Genomic DNA, 16,192 nt, shown 5'->3' with positions numbered 1-16,192 from the left:
TTCCACCCCAGGCGCCGGGCGGTGGTCGGCCGTCGGCTCGGTTCCCCCGCCCGAGGATGGCACAGCCCGGCGCCGGTGGTCCGGGGGTATGCCCGGACGGGGGTCTCCGCTCCGGGCGGCGCCCGGGGAGACGCACCGCCGCCGGTACAGGCACGGTCATGGGAAGGGAAAATCTGTTCCGATCATCAGCCTGGTCAGATGGTTCGGCGCGATAGAAAGGAGCCATGCCGGAGCGTGAAACCCTCATGACGGGCATGGACGACGTGGACGCGGTCACGCGTGCGGTGCTGACGGCGTCGCGGTTGCTGGTGGCGGTCTCCGCTCGTTCGCTGGCCGCCGTCGAGGACCGGGTCACCCTGCCGCAGTTCCGGATGCTGGTGGTGCTGTCGATGCGCGGCGCCACGAAGCTGGTCGTTCTGGCGGACCTGCTCCAGGTGGCGCCGTCGACGGCGATGCGCATGGTGGACCGCCTGATCGCGGCCGGGCTGGCGGACCGCCAGGTCAACCCCGACAACCGTCGTGAGACCTTGCTGCGGCTGACCGAGGAGGGGCGGCGGACGGTGGTGGACGTCACCGACCGGCGCCGTACCGAGATCGCCGCGATCGTCGAGCGGCTGGCCCCCCGCCAACGGGACGCGCTGGTGGAGGCGTTGACCGCGTTCAGCGAGGCCGGCGGGGAGCCGTCCGTCCCGGTCCCGGACACCCTGGAGACACATCCGCTGGGCTGGGCCGATACCGGCCACTCCTGATCCGGGCGGCGCCGCGGACCTGCCGGTCCGGGGAGGACGCCGGACGCGTGAGCGGGCCGGCGGCGCGCACGACGGCCACCGCGGCCGGTCCCTGCGCCGACTCCCGCCTGCTCGGCGCCTCCTCGCCGTGATCTACCGGGTCAGCGTGCACAGCGCCACGCTGAGGGCACCCGCACCGGCCATCAGGGCGCAGGCGAAGGCGGCGTGGGCCCTGAGCAGGGCGCGCCGGAGGGTGGCGTAGCGAGCTTCGTACTCCTCTCGCAGTTCTCCGGCGCGCCGGGTGATGGTCGTGAGCATCTGGCGTGTGACGTCGAGACGTTGGCCGATGTAGTGGCGCGTGAGGTCCTCGGCCTGCTCCGTGGTCAGCCAGGGGAGCCGGGCGCAGAGGGTCTCGGCCTCCCGGTGCGCGGTGTCGTACTCGGCGCGGGCGAGGAGGTAGCCCTCCACCTCGGCGGCGAGTGCGCGTCCCTGGTCCGAGGGGGCTCTGTCGTCCGGGTCACCTGTCACGGCAGATTTCCCTCGCGCCCCGGACCCTCGGTCACGCCGCGCTTGCCCGCGTACTCGCGGTAGTCGACCTGGGCCAGGTCGGGGTGGTGCAGGTCGAAGGCGGGGGACTCGGAGCGGATGCGGGGCAGGGTGGTGAAGTTGTGCCGCGGCGGTGGGCACGAGGTCGCCCACTCCAGCGAACGTCCGTATCCCCAGGGGTCGTCGACCTCGACGCGCTTGCCGTACTTGGCCGTCTTCCACACGTTGTACAGGAACGGCAGGGTGGACAGGCCGAGCAGGAAGGAGCCGATGGTCGAGACGGTGTTCAACGCGGTGAAGCCGTCGGCCGAGAGATAGTCGGCGTAGCGGCGGGGCATGCCCTCGACGCCGATCCAGTGCTGGACGAGGAAGGTCAACTGGAATCCGATGAAGACGGTCCAGAAGTGGATCTTGCCAAGGCGTTCGTCGAGCATCTTGCCGGTCATCTTCGGCCACCAGAAGTGGTAGGCCGCGAACGTGGCGAACGCGATCGTGCCGAAGAGCGTGTAGTGGAAGTGGGCGACCACGAAGTAGCCGTCGGTGACGTGCCAGTCCATCGGCGGTGAGGCGAGCATGATGCCCGTCAGTCCACCGAAGAGGAAGGTGACCAGGAAGCCCAACGTCCACAGCATGGGCGTCTCGAAGGACAGCGAGCCCCGCCACATGGTTCCGATCCAGTTGAAGAACTTCACACCCGTGGGTACGGCGATCATGAAGGACAGGAAGGAGAAGAACGGCAGCAGGACGGCACCGGTGGCGAACATGTGGTGCGCCCACACGGCCATGGACAGGCCGGTGATGGTGATCGTCGCGCCGATCAGGCCCATGTAGCCGAAGATCGGCTTGCGTGAGAAGACCGGGACGATCTCGCTGACCACGCCGAAGAACGGCAGTGCCAGGACGTAGACCTCCGGGTGGCCGAAGAACCAGAACAGATGCTGGAACAGGATCGGGCCGCCGTTCTCGGGGTTGTAGATCTGGGCGCCGAACCGGCGGTCGAACTCCAGCGCGAGCAGGGTCGCCGCCAGCGGGGGGAAGATCAGCACGATCAGGACCGAGGTCAGCAGGGAGTTCCAGGTGAAGATCGGCATGCGGAACATCGTCAGGCCGGGCGCGCGCATGCACACGATCGTGGTCAGGAAGTTGACCGCGCCGAGAATGGTGCCGACCCCGGAGAACCCGAGCCCCAGGATCCACAGGTCCCCGCCGACCTGCGGGGTGCGGATGGGGCCGCTGAGCGGGGTGTAGGCCGTCCAGCCGAAGTCGGCGGCCCCCTGCGGGGTGAGGAAGCCGCTGAGCGCGATCAGGCTGCCGAAGAGGAACATCCAGTAGCCGAGCATGTTCAGCCGGGGGAACGCCACGTCGGGCGCCCCGATCTGCAGGGGCATCACCACGTTGGTGAACCCGACGAACGTCGGCGTCGCGAACAGCAGCAGCATCACCGTGCCGTGCATCGTGAACAGCTGGTTGTACTGCTCGTTGGACACGATCTGCAGGCCGGGCCGTGCCAGCTCCGCCCGCAGCATCAGCGCCATCACCCCGCCGACCAGGAAGAACACGAACGCGGTGACCAGGTACATCTGGCCGATCTTCTTGTGGTCCGTCGTGGTCAGCCAGGACACGATGACGCGGCCGACGCCGCGACGCCCTTCGACCGGTGCGAGTGCGACCGTTTCCGTCTGTGTGGCCATCAAGATCCCCGAACCGTTGGAAAACGCCATGAATGGGAATTCATGCGGATAAAGATCCCGTAACCGGGCCTGGTGTGCACGCGCATGCGGCCAATTGGGTCCTCGTGTCGTACCGCGCTCAGGTGACCGGGGCGCCGTGCTCCGCCAGGGGGCCCACCGTCAGTCCCGCCGCGCGGCAGTCGTCCACGACGGCGGGCAGTGCCCCCAGGGCCGCCCGCCAGCAGTCGGGGGCCGACATCCGGTCGGAGTCGTGCAGCAGCAGCGTGCCCCCGCCGCGCAGACCGGCGTCGGCCAGCGCGCGCACGGACTCCGGTGTGGCGGCGGCGGTCCAGTCCCTGCCCCAGGCGGTCCACAGGACGGGCCGCAGCCCGGCCCGGCGGGCGGCCGCCCAGCGGCCCCCCGTGAGGATGCCGTACGGCGGGCGGTACCAGTGGGGCCGCCGGCCCCCGATGTCGCACAGCGCCTGGACCGCACGGGCCAGGCCCGCCGCCTCCCGGCCGGGCGCGGGCAGCCAGGGACGGTCGTGGGTCCAGCCGTGCACCGCGAGTTCATGCCCCCGCTCGGCGGTCTCGCGGGTCAGCGCCGGATGCCGCAGGACGCTCTCACCCAGCACGAAGAACGTCGCCCGCACACCGAGACCGTCCAGCGCGTCGAGGAAATGCGGGGTGGACCTCGGATCGGGGCCGTCGTCGAAGGTGAGAGCGACATGGTCGGGGCGGCCCGCACCGGCGAGCCGGGGGAAGAGACGGAGCCTGGGACCCGGCAGCCAGGTCAGGGCCGGGCCGATGTGCGCCGCGGCGACGGCGGCGAACGGCGCCAGCGCCCAGGCCGCCTTCCGGGCGTGACAGCGATGCGGGGGGAGAGACACCGGGCATCCGCCTCCTCGTCGTCCCATGGCCGTCCGGCCGGTCCCACGGCCGTCCCGGTCGTCCGCCGCGTCCTGGTGCCGCGTCACGACCGCTGCGGCGCCGGCCGTTGGGCACCGGGATCCGTTCCGTTCCGTCCCGTCGGCGCGACGTCCCAGGAGCCGCCCGCCGACAAGGCGCTCGCCAGTCCGATGCTTCCCGCCCCGATGAGCGCGACACCGACCACCTCGGGCAGCACGCGCACCCCCAGGGCGATCCGCTCGTCGAACAGCACCGCTCCGAGAGCCACGCTGGTCAGGGCGTCACCGAGGGTCAGAGCCGGCTGCGACGCCGTCAGGCTCCCGGCCCGCAGGGCACCCTGCAACAGCAGGAAGCCGACCAGCCCGAAGGCGACCGTGGCGTACGGCGGCCACTGCGCCAGCACGGTGCCCGGGCCGTGCGCGAGCCTGCCGGTGACCTCCTTGAGCAGAGCGGCCGTGGCCGAGAACGACACGGCCGACGACAGCCCGAGCAGCGCGGCGCGCGGCGCGCCCCGCACCGGCAGGGACGCCGCGGCGAGGGCGGCGATCACGCACAGCAGCGTCCCTCCCGTCGCCGGCCAGCGCCCCGGCCACGCGGTGGACCGGCCGGCGGAGGGGGTGGCCGCGCCCAGGAAGAGCGCCAGGCCGGCGGCGAGCGCCGCGAACGCCAGCCAGGTGCGGCGGCTCGGGCGGCGGTGGAAGACCACGCCGCCGACGGCGAGGGTGAAGAGCAACTCACTGGCCTGCAGCGGCTGGACCACGGACAGGCTTCCTGTGGCCAGTGCGGCCGCCTGCAGCACCGTGGTCAGCGCGAGCAGGCCCGCGCCCGCCACCCAGTGCGGTCGCCGCAGGATCTGCGCCAGCCAGCGCACGGCATGCCGCAGCCCGGGCCCGCCACCGGGCTCGGCCGCCGCCGCCCGCCGCTGCAGGACGGACGCCGAAGCGTTGGTCAGCGCCGAGAGCAGCGCGAGGACGACGGTGAGGGCGCTCACCTCCCGCTCATCCGTACTTGGCGGCGAGCCGCCGGTACAGGGCGGGCGCCGCGCCGTGCACCCGCGCGGGCAGGCGCAGCCAGCCGGGGACGTAGACCTCGTCCCTGCCCCGAAGGGCCGCGCGGCAGACGGCGTCCGCCACGCGCTCGGGCGGCACCGGCCTCGGCCACGACCGCCGATAGGGCACGCCCCGGCGCTCGAAGAACGGCGTGTCCACCACCCCCGCGACCACATGGGTGATTCCCACACCCGTGCCGCGCAGTTCGTACCGCAGGGCGTCGGCGAACGCGGCCAACGCCGCCTTGGCGGCGGAGTAGACGGCCTCGCCGCGGACGCCGACGACGCCCGCCAGCGACCCGACGAGCACCACGCGCCCGGACCCGGCCGCGACCATGTGCGGCAGCAACTGTCGTACCAGGCGCATCGTGCTCAGCAGATCCACGTCGATCACGTCGTCGATCGCCGGCCGCGGCATGGCGCCGAAGTTGCCGGCCCAGCCGATCCCGGCGCAGGCCACCAGCAGGTCCACCCCTCCGGCGCGCCGGAGGGTGAACTCGGCCAGCCGCCGTTCGGCACCCGGGTGGGTGAGGTCCGCGGGGAAGAAGGCGGCCGACGTCTGCTCGGCGACGCGTGTGAGCCGTGTCGTGTCACGCCCGTTGAGCACCAGGTGCCAGCCGTCGTCGGCGGCCAGCCGGCGCGCCACGGCGGCGCCGATGCCGGACGACGCGCCGGTCACCAGCGCTGCGCCCCGATGAGCGGCCCGGTCGGTGGGGGACCGGCGGGCGGCCGGGTCCGCGGCGGGGTCCGCGCCTGGCTCCGGGTCGCCTGCGGACGGCGCGGGGGCGGATCGAGCCCGGGAGGGAGCTTGGGACATGGCGGCTGACCTCGGCTGCGAAGACGAACCCCGGACGGCGGGCGGGATGCGAACGCCGCCGGGTTCGTGCGGGAGGAGGCGGACGGGGAGGACCCGCTCGCCGCAGGTCTGGCGGAACGCGGAGTGGGCGGACGTTTCGGGAGGCACGGCAGGGACAATGGGTACCGATGTGAACATCTTCCCCTGCGCGTCCGCGTCAGGCGACGCGAGCGACCGGAACCCCGCCGCACGGCCGGCGCGGCGTGTCCTGATCGTCAGCGCGAGCATGGGGGCCGGACACGACACGGTGGCCGGCGAGCTCGCGCGCCGCCTCCGGGAGCACGGCCACCGGGCAGCGGTGGTGGACGTGCTGCGGCTGCTGCCGTACGGCCTGGGCGGCGGACTGCGCGGCTCCTACCAGGCGTCGGTACGGCACTTCCCCTGGGCCTACGGTGGCCTCTACCACGCGTTCCTCCGCCGCGGAACCGGCCGCCGCCCCAGCGGCGTCCCGCTGGCCCGCCTCGCCGGCGGCCGTCTCACGCGTCTGGTGGACCGGACCGGTGCGGACCTGGTGGTCCCCGTCTTCCATCTCGCCGCGCAGCTGACGGGCCATCTCCGCTCCACGGGGCTGCTCCGGGTACCGAGCGCGGTCCTCCTGATCGACTTCTCCGTCCACCGGCAGTGGCTCCACCCCGGCAACGACCGCTATCTCTGCCTCACCGACGACGCGGCGCGCGCGGTGCGCGAGGACATCGCCACGCCCGCCGAGACGACCGGTCCGGTCGTGGCACCCGAGTTCTCCGCGCCCGCCCAAGGGGCGCAGCAGTGGTCACGGCGCTTCGCCCGGCACGGTGCCGGGCGCCCGCCCGTCCTGCTCTCCGCGGGCGCGTGGGGGGCCGGCTCACGCCTTGCGGCGACCGCCGCCGTGCTGGCCGGGCGCGGCTTCCTCCCGGTGGTGCTGTGCGGCCGCAACGACCGGCTCCGCAGCCGCCTGCCCGAGCACCCGGGCGTCCTGACGCTGGGCTGGGTCGCCGACATGCCCGGCCTGATGCACGCCGCCCGCGCCCTGGTGGACAACGCGGCCGGGCAGACCGCCGTCCAGGCCCTCGCCGCGGGCCTGCCGGTGGTGGGATACCGCCCCCTGCCCGGCCACGGCGCGGACGGCGTACGGCGGATGGCCGCTCTCGGCCTCTCCGACCTCGCCGCCGACGAGGCCGGGCTGCTGGACGCACTGGAGCGGCTCACCGCACCCGGCCCCGACCGGGAGCGCCGGGTCGCTCACGGCCGCGCGCTCTTCCGGGACGACGTCGTCGCGCGGATGGCACGGCTCCTGGAGACAACCGGTTCATGACCCCCGCCGACGGCGGGGGAAAGGCGCCCGCGCGCGGGAGGGGGTGACGGGGCCCGTCCGGCCAGGAGAGTGGCGGGGCCGCACACGTCGTTTACGGGGACCGCCCCCGGGACACCCAGTGGTGACGGCAGGGACGCGTCCCGAGGAGCGACCTGATGACGCCGGTGGCCGCACTGGACGAGTGCCGCGTCGACGGCGTCGACGTGCACGCCTTCGAGGTACCCACGGACGGACCGGACGGCAAGGAGCAGGACGGCACCCTGGTGGGAGTCCACGACCCTCGTCCTGGTTCGGGTGCACGGCGGCGGGAGGACCGGGCTCGGGTACACGTACGGAGACGTGTCGGTCGCCTCGTTCGTCTGCTCGCAGCTGGTCCCGCTGCTGCACGGGGCCCGCGCCTCCTCGCCCCCGGCCCTGTGGCGGCGGATGGCGGAGCGGATCCGCAACGCAGGACGCCCCGGGGTCGGCTTCATGGCGCTGTCCGCGGTGGACGTGGCGCTGTGGGACCTCAAGGCGAGGCTGCTGGGACTGCCGTTGGTCCACGTGCTGCCGGCCCACCACGACAGGGTGCCGGTCTACGGAAGCGGCGGCTTCACGAACTACCCGCTCGACCGGCTCGCCGGCCAGGCCGCCGGATGGGTGGACCAGGGCATCACCCGGGTGAAGCTGAAGACCGCGCGGGAGCCCGAGCGTGATCCGCAGCGGCTGACCGCCGTGCGCGAGGCGGTCGGTGACGCGACGGAGGTGTTCACCGACGCCAACGGCGCGCTCGGCCGCAAGGAGGCGCTGTACTGGGCGCGCCGGTTCCACGACGAGTGGGATGTGCGGTGGTTCGAGGAACCCGTCAGCTCGGCGGACCTGGCGGGCCTGCGTCTGCTGCGCGAGCGGGGTCCGGAGCGGCTGGACATCGCCGCCGGCGAGTACGCCTTCACCCTGCGGGACTTCGCCAACCTCACGGACGGCCCGGCGGTGGACTGTCTCCAGGCGGACGTCACCCGCTGCGGCGGGATCACGGGGGTGCTGGAGGTCGCGGGCCTGGCGGCGGCACGTCACCTCGACCTGTCCGCGCACTGCGCCCCCGCGGTCTCCGCCCACGCCTTCTGCGCGGTGCGCCGACTGCGGCACCTGGAGTACTTCCACGACCATGTGCGCGTCGAGGGCCTGCTGTTCGACGGCACCCTGCCGCCGGCCGGCGGCACGCTGCGGCCGGACACCGGCCGCCCGGGGCTCGGCCTGGACGTCAAGTGGGCCGACGCCGAGCGCTATCGCGTACGGGGAGCGCGACCGGCCTGAACGGGCGGACGCCACCGGAGCCGCTCCGGCGTGTCGTCGTACCGGCCCGCCGCCGTCGCGGCGTGTCGTGCGGTCGACCGGGGGCACTGGGAGACGATGGGGCGGTTTCCCCGGACAGCCCGGACAGCCCGGACAGCCCCGACGGGCCGGGCCGGAGAGGGAGTGACTGCATGGAGCGGCAGGTCGCACGGGAGAGGACCGGCGAGGAGACCGACGCGCGACGGCGGGTGCCCCGGACCGACACCGTGCTGGCCGACCCCCGCCTCGCGGAGGCGGCGCGCCTGCTGGGGCCGGGGGTGGTGAAGACGGCGGTCCGGCAGGCGCAGCAGCAGGCGCGCGACGGCACCGTCGCACCGGAGCGGGTGCGGGACACGGCCCTGGCGCTGCTGCCGCCCACGGTCGGCGGACTGCGGTCGGTGATCAACGCCACCGGGGTCCTGCTGCACACCAACCTCGGGCGGGCGCCGCTGTCCCCGGCGGCCCGCCGGGCCGTGCAGGAGGCGGCCGGGGCCACGGACGTCGAACTGGACCTGCCGACCGGTGTACGGGCCCGCCGCGGGCGAACCGCCCTGGCCGCGCTGTGCGGGCGTGTGCCGTCCGCCGGTGCCGCACACGTCGTCAACAACGGCGCCGCCGCCCTGGTACTGGCCGCCACCGCGCTCGCCGCGGGCAAGGACATCGTCGTCAGCCGGGGCGAGATGGTCGAGATCGGGGACGGTTTCCGGCTGCCGGACCTGCTGGTCTCCACCGGGGCCCGGCTCCGCGAGGTGGGCACCACCAACCGCACGACCGCCGCCGACTACGCCGCCGCGATCGGCCCGGACACGGGATGCGTGCTGAAGGTGCACCCCTCCAACTTCCGCATCACCGGATTCACCCGCACCGCCGGGACCGGCGAACTGGCGGCGCTGGGCGTGCCCGTGGTCGTCGACATCGGCTCCGAGCTGCTCGCCCCGCATCCGCTGCTGCCCGAAGAACCCGACGCGGAGAGCGAGTTGACGGCGGGTGCCGCGCTCGTCACCGCCAGCGGTGACAAGCTCCTCGGCGGCCCCCAGTGCGGGCTGCTCCTCGGCGCGGAACCCGTGGTCCGCACCCTGTCCCGCCACCCCCTGGCCCGCGCGCTGCGCGTGGACAAGCTGACCCTGGCCGCCCTGGAGGCGACCCTGACCGGGCCCGAGACCCCCACCGCCGCTGCACTGGCCGCCGACCCGTCGGAGCTCGTGCGCCGCGCCGAAGGACTCGCGGCCGCCCTCGGCGCCGACGGCATCGACGTGCGGGCCGTCGCGAGCGCCGCCACCGTGGGCGGTGGCGGGGCCCCGGGCGTGACGCTGCCCAGCGCGGCCCTGTCCCTGCCGGAGCCGTACGCGGCCGCCCTGCGCACGGGCCGCGTGCCCGTCGTCGGGCGCCTGGAGGCGGGGCGCTGCCTGCTCGATCTGCGGGCGGTGCCGCCGCGGGACGACGCACGGCTGGCCGAGGCCGTGCGGGCCGTGCGGCCGACCGCGGGGAGGTAGGCGGCATGCGGGTGCTGGCCACCGCCGGACACGTCGACCACGGCAAGTCCGCCCTGGTGCGGGCGCTGACCGGGATGGAACCCGACCGCTTCGAGGAGGAGCGGCGCAGGGGGCTGACCCTCGACCTCGGATTCGTCTGGACCCGGCTCGGCCCCGACGGGAGGCACTTGGCCTTCGTGGACGTGCCGGGCCACGAGAGGTTCGTCCCCACCATGCTGGCCGGGGCCGGACCCGTGCCCGCCGTGCTGTTCGTGGTGGCCGCCGACCAGGGCTGGCAGCCGCAGTCGCAGGAGCACCTGGCCGTCCTCGACGCGCTCGACGTGCGGCACGCCGTGCTCGCCGTGACCCGGAGCGACCTCGCGGACCCCGCCCCCGTGCGCGCCGACGCCGTCGCCCGCATGGCGGCCACCTCGCTCGGCACGGTGCCGTCCGTCGCGGTGAGCGCGGTGACCGGCGCCGGGCTGGACGAACTGCGCGCCCAGCTGGGCCGGCTGGCCCGCGCGCTGCCGGACCCGCCCGCCGACGCCGACGTGCGACTGTGGCTCGACCGCGCCTTCACGGTGCGCGGTCACGGCACCGTGGTGACGGGCACGCTCGGTGCCGGCACCCTGCGCGTCGGGGACCACCTGGTGACGGGGGACGGCTCGGCCGTGGTGCGGGTGCGCGGGCTGCAGTGCCTGCACGAGGAGCGCTCCGCCGTCAGCGGTGTGGCGCGCGTGGCGGTGAACGTGCACGGCCCCCGCGACGGCTCCCTGCGCCGAGGACAGGTGCTGCTGTCCCCGGACCGCTGGCTGCGCACCGGACTGATCGACGTCCGGGTCGCCGGGGAGCCGGTCGCCGACCTGCCCCGGACGGTCACCCTGCACATCGGGACGGCCGCCGTGCCGGTGACCGTCCGCCCGCTCGGGGAGGACACCGCCCGGCTGACCCTCGGCCGGGAGCTGCCCCTGCGCGTCGGGGACCGCGCGGTCCTGCGGGAGCCCGGCGGCCGGCGCCCGCCCTGCGGTGCGACCGTCCTGGACGTACGCCCCCCACCGCTGACGCGACGAGGGGCCGGGCGTGCCAGGGCGGCGGAGCTGGCGGTCATGACCGGCCGTCCCGACGGTGCGGCGGAACTCCGGCGGCGCAGGCTCGTGCGCCGCTCGGAGCTGCTGGCGATGGGGGTGCCTGCGCCCACCGCGCCCGTCACCGGGGACTGGCTGGCCGACGAGGCCCACTGGGCGGGGCTGAGGGAACACCTGGCCGCCGAGGTGGACCGCCACGCACAGCGGCATCCGCTGGAGCCGGGCCTGCCGGCCGAGGCGGCCCGCCGCCTGCTCGAACTGCCCGACCGAGCCCTGGTCGACGCGCTCGCCGAGACGCCGGGCCCCGGGGAACTGCTGCGCCGACAGGGCCGGTTGTACGGAACCGGCAGCGTCCGGCCGGCACTGCCGCCGTCCGTCGAGGCGGCCGTCGACGCCGTCCGGCGCGAGCTGGCGCGGGCGCCGTTCCGCGCGCCGGAAGCCGATCGCCTCAGACAACTGGGGCTCGACCGCAGGACGGTGGCCGCGGCCGTCGCGGCGGGCGCACTGCTCGGGATCGGCGACGGCATCCTGCTCCTGCCGGGCGCGGACGCCCGCGCCGTCGCCGAACTGGGCCGCCTGCCACAGCCGTTCACCCTGAGCGAGGCCCGGCGGGCCCTCGGCACCACACGCAGGGTGGCCGTGCCGCTGCTGGAGTACCTGGACGCCCACGGGCACACGGAGCGCGTGGACGACCAGCGCCGCCGCTGCCGGAGCGGCGGGAGGAGCGGAGGCGGACGGGAATCGAACCCGCCTGCCCGAGATCCTCGGGCACCTCGGTTTTGAAGACCGGGAGGGCCACCAGGCACCCACACGCCTCCACCACCCGCCAGGCTACCCAAGAGTCCCGGCACGACCCGCGACCCGCACCAGGAGACCCCGCATGAGTTCGACGCGTGAAACGCCCGTACGGCTCACGCAGTTCGCCCACGGCGGCGGCTGCGCCTGCAAGATCCCGCCGGGTGAGCTGGAGGACGTGCTCGGCACGCTGTCCCCCACGCTGCCCGTCACCGGCGGCATCCCGCTCCTCGTGGGCACGGCCACCGGAGACGACGCGGCCGTCGTCGTGCTGCCGGGGCGGGACGGCGCGACGGACCGGGCGGTGGTGTCCACCGCCGACTTCTTCACGCCCGTCGTCGACGACCCCTACGACTGGGGGCGCATCGCCGCGGCCAACGCGCTGTCCGACGTGTACGCGATGGGCGGCCGCCCGGTCCTGGCCGTCAACCTGCTCGCCTGGCCCCGCGACGTGCTGCCGTTCGACCTGGCCCGCGAGGTGCTGCGCGGTGGACTCGACGTCGCCGCCGAGGCGGGCTGCCACGTGGGTGGCGGCCACAGCGTGGACGACCCGGAACCGAAGTACGGGATGGCCGTCACCGGTCTGGCCGATCCCTCCCGGCTGCTGCGCAACGACGCGGGCCGCCCCGGCATGCCGCTGTCGCTGTCCAAACCGCTCGGCCTGGGTGTGCTCAACAACCGTCACAAGGCGACCGGGGAGCGGTTCGGCCACGCGGTGGCCACGATGGTGGCCCTCAACCGGGAGGCGGCCGCCGCGGCCCTGGACGCCGGTGCGGTCTGCGCCACCGACGTGACCGGCTTCGGGTTCCTCGGCCATCTGCACAAGCTGGCCCGGGCGTCCGGGGTGACGGCCGTGGTGGACACGGCCGCCGTGCCCTACCTCGACGGGGCCCGGGACGCGGTGCGCGCCGGGTACGTCAGCGGCGGCACCCGGCGCAACCTCGCATGGGTGGCGCCCAGCACGGACTTCGGGCCCGCGGACACGGACACCCGTCTGCTCCTGGCCGACGCCCAGACCTCGGGCGGTCTGCTGGTGGCGGGGGAGGTGCCCGGGGCCCCGGTGGTGGGGGAACTCGTCATGCGAGGACCGCACTCGGTCGTCCTGCGCTGACGCCCGCGGCCCGCTCCGGCCGGCGGCATCAGGGTTCCGTGCCGGTGCGCTCGTCGACACCGGCCCGCGCCCGGTAGACGCGGACCAGCGCCACGGCCGCCGGGCCCCGGGGGCGGCGTCCCGGCCGGATGTCGACGGCGAACGCCTTGGTCTCCTGGATATGGGTGTTCGGGTCGAGCGACATGTGCAGCAGCTCGTTGGCGGCGTCGCCCGTGCTGTAGCCGTTCGGCCCCCAGTGGTAGGGCAGCCCCACCTGGTGCAGGGTGCGCCCGTGCACGGTCAGCGGCGGCACGCGGTCGGTGACCAGCACGCGCGCCTCGACGACCGCCCGGGCGCTGACGATCGTCGCCCACCCGGCGTGCTCCAGGCCCCGCTCGGCGGCGAGTTCCGGCGACACCTCGCAGAAGAACTCCGGTTGCAGCTCCGCCAGATAGGGCTGCCAGCGGGACATGCCGCCCGCCGTGTGGTGCTCGGTGAGCCGGTAGGTGGTGGCGACGTACGGGAAAACCTCCGAGCCCGGCTCGGTGCCGCTGGGCTGGTAGCGGTTGTCCGGATGCGGTGGCAGCAACTGCCGCACCGGGTTGCGCTGCCGGCCGTACAGCAGGTTGGGGAAGGGCGAGTCCTGCGGCTCGTAGTGGGTGGGCAGCGGCCCGTCGGTGAGCCCGGCGGGCACGAACAGCCACGCCTTGCCGTCGGCCTGCATGATGAACGGGTCCGTGCCCGAGAGCGCCGCGGGCCCGGTCGCGTCCCGCGGGGCCCGGTGGCCGGGGGGCTTGTCCTTCGTGAAGTCCGGGATGTCGTGGCCCGACCACTGCCCCTCCTCCTCGTCCCACCACACCAGCGCCTTGCGCTCGCTCCACGGCCGGCCCTCCGGGTCCGCCGAGGCGCGGTTGTACAGGATGCGGCGGTTGGCGGGCCAGGCCCAGCCCCACTCGTTCGCGATCCAGTCCTGCCGTTCGCCCGGCTTGCGGCGAGCCGCCTGGTTGACGCCGTCGGCGTGGACCCCGCAGTAGATCCAGCAGCCGCACGCGGTGGAACCGTCGTCCTCGAGCTGCTCGTAGGAGGCCAGCGGGTTCCCCTCGGCGTCGCGTCCGTTGATCTCGGCGAGGACGGCCTCCGCGTCCGGCTCCGCCGTCTCGCCCGTGGTGGGGTAGTCCCAGGTGAGGTCGAGCACCGGCCGGTCCATCGGGTCGGTGGACCCGGCGAGCCTCTCCCGGACGATCCGCCCGAGGTGGAAGGCGAACCACAGGTCGCTGCGCGCCTCGCCCGGCGGTTCGACGGCCTGGTGGTGCCACTGCAGCAGGCGCTGGGTGTTGGTGAAGCTGCCGGCCTTCTCGGTGTGCGCGGCGGCCGGCAGGAAGAACACCTCGGTGCGGATGTCCTCGGTGCACAGCTCTCCCGTCTCGATCTCCGGGCCGTCCTTCCACCAGGTGGCCGACTCGATCAGGGAGAAGTCCCGCACGACGAGCCAGTCCAGGCCGGCCATGCCCAGCCGCTGCATCTTCGAGTTGGCCGAGCCGACCGCGGGGTTCTCACCCATGAGGAAGTAGCCCTTGCAGGTCCCCTCCAGCTGGGCCATGACCGTTTCGTAGGTGGAGTGGGAGCGGGTCAGCCGCGGCAGGTAGTCGAAGCAGTAGTCGTTCTCCGCGGTCGCGGCCTGCCCCCAGTACGCCTTGAGCAGGCTCACCAGGTAGGCGCGCATGTTGCCCCAGTAGCCCTTGCGCGCCGCTTCGGCCTGTACGAAGGCGTCCAGGTCCTCGTTCTTGTGGGCGTGCGGCATGGGGATGTAGCCGGGCAGCAGGTTGAACAGGGTGGGGATGTCCGTCGACCCCTGGATGGAGGCGTGCCCGCGCAGGGCGAGGATGCCGCCGCCCGGCCGGCCGATGTTGCCGAGCAGACTCTGCAGCACGGCGGCCCCACGGATGTACTGCACGCCCACGGTGTGCTGGGTCCAGCCGACCGCGTAGGCGAAGGCGGTGGTGCGCTCCCGGCCGGAGTTGTCGGTGACGAGCTCGCACACCTGGCGGAAGAGGTCCTGCGGCACTCCGCAGATCTGCTCCACCATCTCAGGCGTGTAGCGCGCGTAGTGCCGCTTGAGCACCTGGAAGACGCAGCGCGGATGGGCCAGCGTCTCGTCCCGCTCGAATTCGCCCTCACCGATGGCGGCGCCGCCCGAGCCGTGGGCCTCACCCCGGGCGGCCTCCGCCACCGAGCTGCCGCCGCCGGTGCGTTCCTCGTACTCCTGGTCGCGTTCGCCCGAGGCCGCCTGCACCTGTGTGCCCGCGTACTGCCAACTGCTGTTGTCGTAGCTGCGGGTGTCGGGGTCGAGGCCGGAGAAGACGCCGTCGAGGTCCTCGGTGTCCCGGAAGTCCTCCCGCAGCACCACGGGCGCGTTGGTGTAGGCCACCACGTACTCGCGGAAGTACTTCTCGTGCTGCAGCACGTAGTTGATCAGCCCGCCGAGGAAGGCGATGTCCGAGCCCGCGCGCAGCGGCACATGCACGTCCGCCAGCGCACTGGTCCGGGTGAACCGCGGGTCGACGTGGATCACCTTCGCCCCGCGGGCCTTGGCCTCCATCACCCACTGGAACCCGACGGGATGGCACTCGGCCATGTTGGAGCCCTGGATGACGATGCAGTCGGAGTTCTGCAGGTCCTGCTGGAAGGTGGTCGCGCCGCCGCGGCCGAACGAGGTTCCCAGACTGGGAACGGTGGAGGAGTGTCAAACGCGCGCCTGGTTCTCGATCTGGATCGCTCCCAGCGCCGTGAACAGCTTCTTGATCAGGTAGTTCTCCTCGTTGTCCAGCGTGGCCCCGCCCAGGCTGGCGATGCCGAGCGTGCGCCGGGTGCGGGTCCCGTCGACCTCCCACTGCCAGCCGGAGCGGCGCGCCGCGATCACCCGGTCGGCGATCATGTCCATCGCCGTGGCGAGGTCGAGGCGCTCCCACTCGGTGCCGTACGGCCGCCGGTACAGCACATGGTGCTCGCGGGCGCCGCCGGTGGTCAGCTGGAGGCTGGCCGAGCCCTTGGGGCACAGCCGACCGCGCGAGACGGGCGAGTCGGGGTCGCCCTCGATCTGGGTGACCCGCCCGCCCTCGACGTACACGTTCTGGCCGCAGCCCACAGCGCAGTACGGGCAGACCGACTTCACCACCCGGTCCGCGGTGGCGACCCGGGGGGTGAGCCGCTCGCCGGCCGGGCTCCTGGCGGCGGCGCCCCGGCCGAGCGGGTCCGTCCCCTTGAGCTGGCGGTAGACCGGCCAGGAGCCGATCCATGTGCGTACGCCCACGTCGTCCGCCCTTCGGTGCTGCTCGGTGCGGTTTGTCGCATGGTTCGCGGTGTGCCCGGCCGGTCCTCCGCAAGCCCGGGGT

The 16,192-nt window shown here is 74.0% G+C and carries 10 protein-coding genes, 1 tRNA gene and 2 pseudogenes; 6 read left to right on the top strand and 7 right to left on the bottom strand.

The window, feature by feature from the left end:
* Positions 1-224 precede the first annotated feature (224 nt).
* The gene (locus ACFYMU_RS30945) at positions 225-749 is read left to right on the top strand and encodes a MarR family winged helix-turn-helix transcriptional regulator (RefSeq protein ID WP_388380281.1); all 525 of its coding nucleotides are present in this window, start codon (positions 225-227) and stop codon (positions 747-749) included.
* Between the two features lie 132 nt (positions 750-881).
* Here the strand turns inward: ACFYMU_RS30945 and ACFYMU_RS30940 are convergent, their stop codons facing one another.
* The 5 genes from ACFYMU_RS30940 to ACFYMU_RS30920 form a co-directional block, all read right to left on the bottom strand.
* Positions 882-1,256 carry a hypothetical protein gene (locus ACFYMU_RS30940; RefSeq protein ID WP_388380278.1) on the bottom strand — a complete coding sequence of 125 codons (375 nt, stop codon included), beginning with the start codon at positions 1,254-1,256 and terminating at the stop codon, positions 882-884.
* On the bottom strand, positions 1,253-2,965 hold the full coding sequence (ctaD, locus tag ACFYMU_RS30935) for a cytochrome c oxidase subunit I (protein ID WP_388380276.1): 1,713 nt from the start codon (positions 2,963-2,965) through the stop codon (positions 1,253-1,255). The genes ACFYMU_RS30940 and ctaD overlap by 4 nt, the downstream gene beginning before the upstream one ends.
* A 118-nt stretch (positions 2,966-3,083) precedes the next feature.
* Positions 3,084-3,860, bottom strand: a complete 777-nt coding sequence (locus ACFYMU_RS30930) for a polysaccharide deacetylase family protein (protein WP_388380273.1) — start codon at positions 3,858-3,860, stop codon at positions 3,084-3,086.
* A 56-nt stretch (positions 3,861-3,916) separates the two neighbouring features.
* Complete coding sequence (locus ACFYMU_RS30925; RefSeq protein ID WP_388380271.1) at positions 3,917-4,843, bottom strand: DMT family transporter; 927 nt, start codon at positions 4,841-4,843, stop codon at positions 3,917-3,919.
* A gap of 7 nt (positions 4,844-4,850) precedes the next feature.
* Positions 4,851-5,717: an SDR family NAD(P)-dependent oxidoreductase gene (locus tag ACFYMU_RS30920; protein WP_388380268.1), complete on the bottom strand. Its 867-nt coding sequence runs from the start codon at positions 5,715-5,717 to the stop codon at positions 4,851-4,853.
* 265 nt (positions 5,718-5,982) lie between these two features.
* Between ACFYMU_RS30920 and ACFYMU_RS30915 the strand changes: the two genes are divergently transcribed.
* From ACFYMU_RS30915 to ACFYMU_RS30900, 4 genes and pseudogenes are all read left to right on the top strand, one after another.
* Positions 5,983-7,047 (top strand): galactosyldiacylglycerol synthase, encoded by a 1,065-nt coding sequence (locus tag ACFYMU_RS30915; RefSeq protein ID WP_388380369.1) that lies wholly within the window; start codon positions 5,983-5,985, stop codon positions 7,045-7,047.
* A 155-nt stretch (positions 7,048-7,202) separates the two neighbouring features.
* Positions 7,203-8,340: pseudogene (locus tag ACFYMU_RS30910) on the top strand (enolase C-terminal domain-like protein).
* 170 nt (positions 8,341-8,510) lie between these two features.
* On the top strand, positions 8,511-9,851 hold the full coding sequence (selA, locus tag ACFYMU_RS30905) for an L-seryl-tRNA(Sec) selenium transferase (protein ID WP_388380266.1): 1,341 nt from the start codon (positions 8,511-8,513) through the stop codon (positions 9,849-9,851).
* 5 nt (positions 9,852-9,856) lie between these two features.
* A pseudogene (locus ACFYMU_RS30900) lies at positions 9,857-11,605 on the top strand (SelB C-terminal domain-containing protein); the annotation flags it as partial.
* A gap of 35 nt (positions 11,606-11,640) precedes the next feature.
* Here ACFYMU_RS30900 and ACFYMU_RS30895 read toward each other — a convergent pair.
* Positions 11,641-11,733, bottom strand: a tRNA-Sec gene (locus tag ACFYMU_RS30895).
* Between the two features lie 62 nt (positions 11,734-11,795).
* Between ACFYMU_RS30895 and selD the strand changes: the two genes are divergently transcribed.
* On the top strand, positions 11,796-12,821 hold the full coding sequence (gene selD, locus ACFYMU_RS30890) for a selenide, water dikinase SelD (RefSeq protein ID WP_388380263.1): 1,026 nt from the start codon (positions 11,796-11,798) through the stop codon (positions 12,819-12,821).
* Positions 12,822-12,849: 28 nt separating this feature from the next.
* On the opposite strand, the gene fdh is transcribed toward selD, so the two are convergent.
* Positions 12,850-16,110: a formate dehydrogenase gene (fdh, locus tag ACFYMU_RS30885; protein WP_388380260.1), complete on the bottom strand. Its 3,261-nt coding sequence runs from the start codon at positions 16,108-16,110 to the stop codon at positions 12,850-12,852.
* Positions 16,111-16,192 lie beyond the last annotated feature (82 nt).

Origin of the sequence: Streptomyces sp. NPDC007264, assembly GCF_042869095.1 — a bacterium.
Classification (GTDB): domain Bacteria; phylum Actinomycetota; class Actinomycetes; order Streptomycetales; family Streptomycetaceae; genus Streptomyces.
This window is presented reverse-complemented; position numbering and strand designations above follow the sequence as displayed.

Coding starts and splice junctions, on each gene's coding strand:
- selD (WP_388380263.1), top strand. CDS start 11,796: ATGAGTTCGACGCGTGAAACGCCCGTACGGCTCACGCAGTTCGCCCAC.
- ACFYMU_RS30945 (WP_388380281.1), top strand. CDS start 225: ATGCCGGAGCGTGAAACCCTCATGACGGGCATGGACGACGTGGACGCG.
- ACFYMU_RS30930 (WP_388380273.1), bottom strand. CDS start 3,860: ATGGGACGACGAGGAGGCGGATGCCCGGTGTCTCTCCCCCCGCATCGC.
- ctaD (WP_388380276.1), bottom strand. CDS start 2,965: ATGGCCACACAGACGGAAACGGTCGCACTCGCACCGGTCGAAGGGCGT.
- selA (WP_388380266.1), top strand. CDS start 8,511: ATGGAGCGGCAGGTCGCACGGGAGAGGACCGGCGAGGAGACCGACGCG.
- ACFYMU_RS30920 (WP_388380268.1), bottom strand. CDS start 5,717: ATGTCCCAAGCTCCCTCCCGGGCTCGATCCGCCCCCGCGCCGTCCGCA.
- ACFYMU_RS30915 (WP_388380369.1), top strand. CDS start 5,983: ATGGGGGCCGGACACGACACGGTGGCCGGCGAGCTCGCGCGCCGCCTC.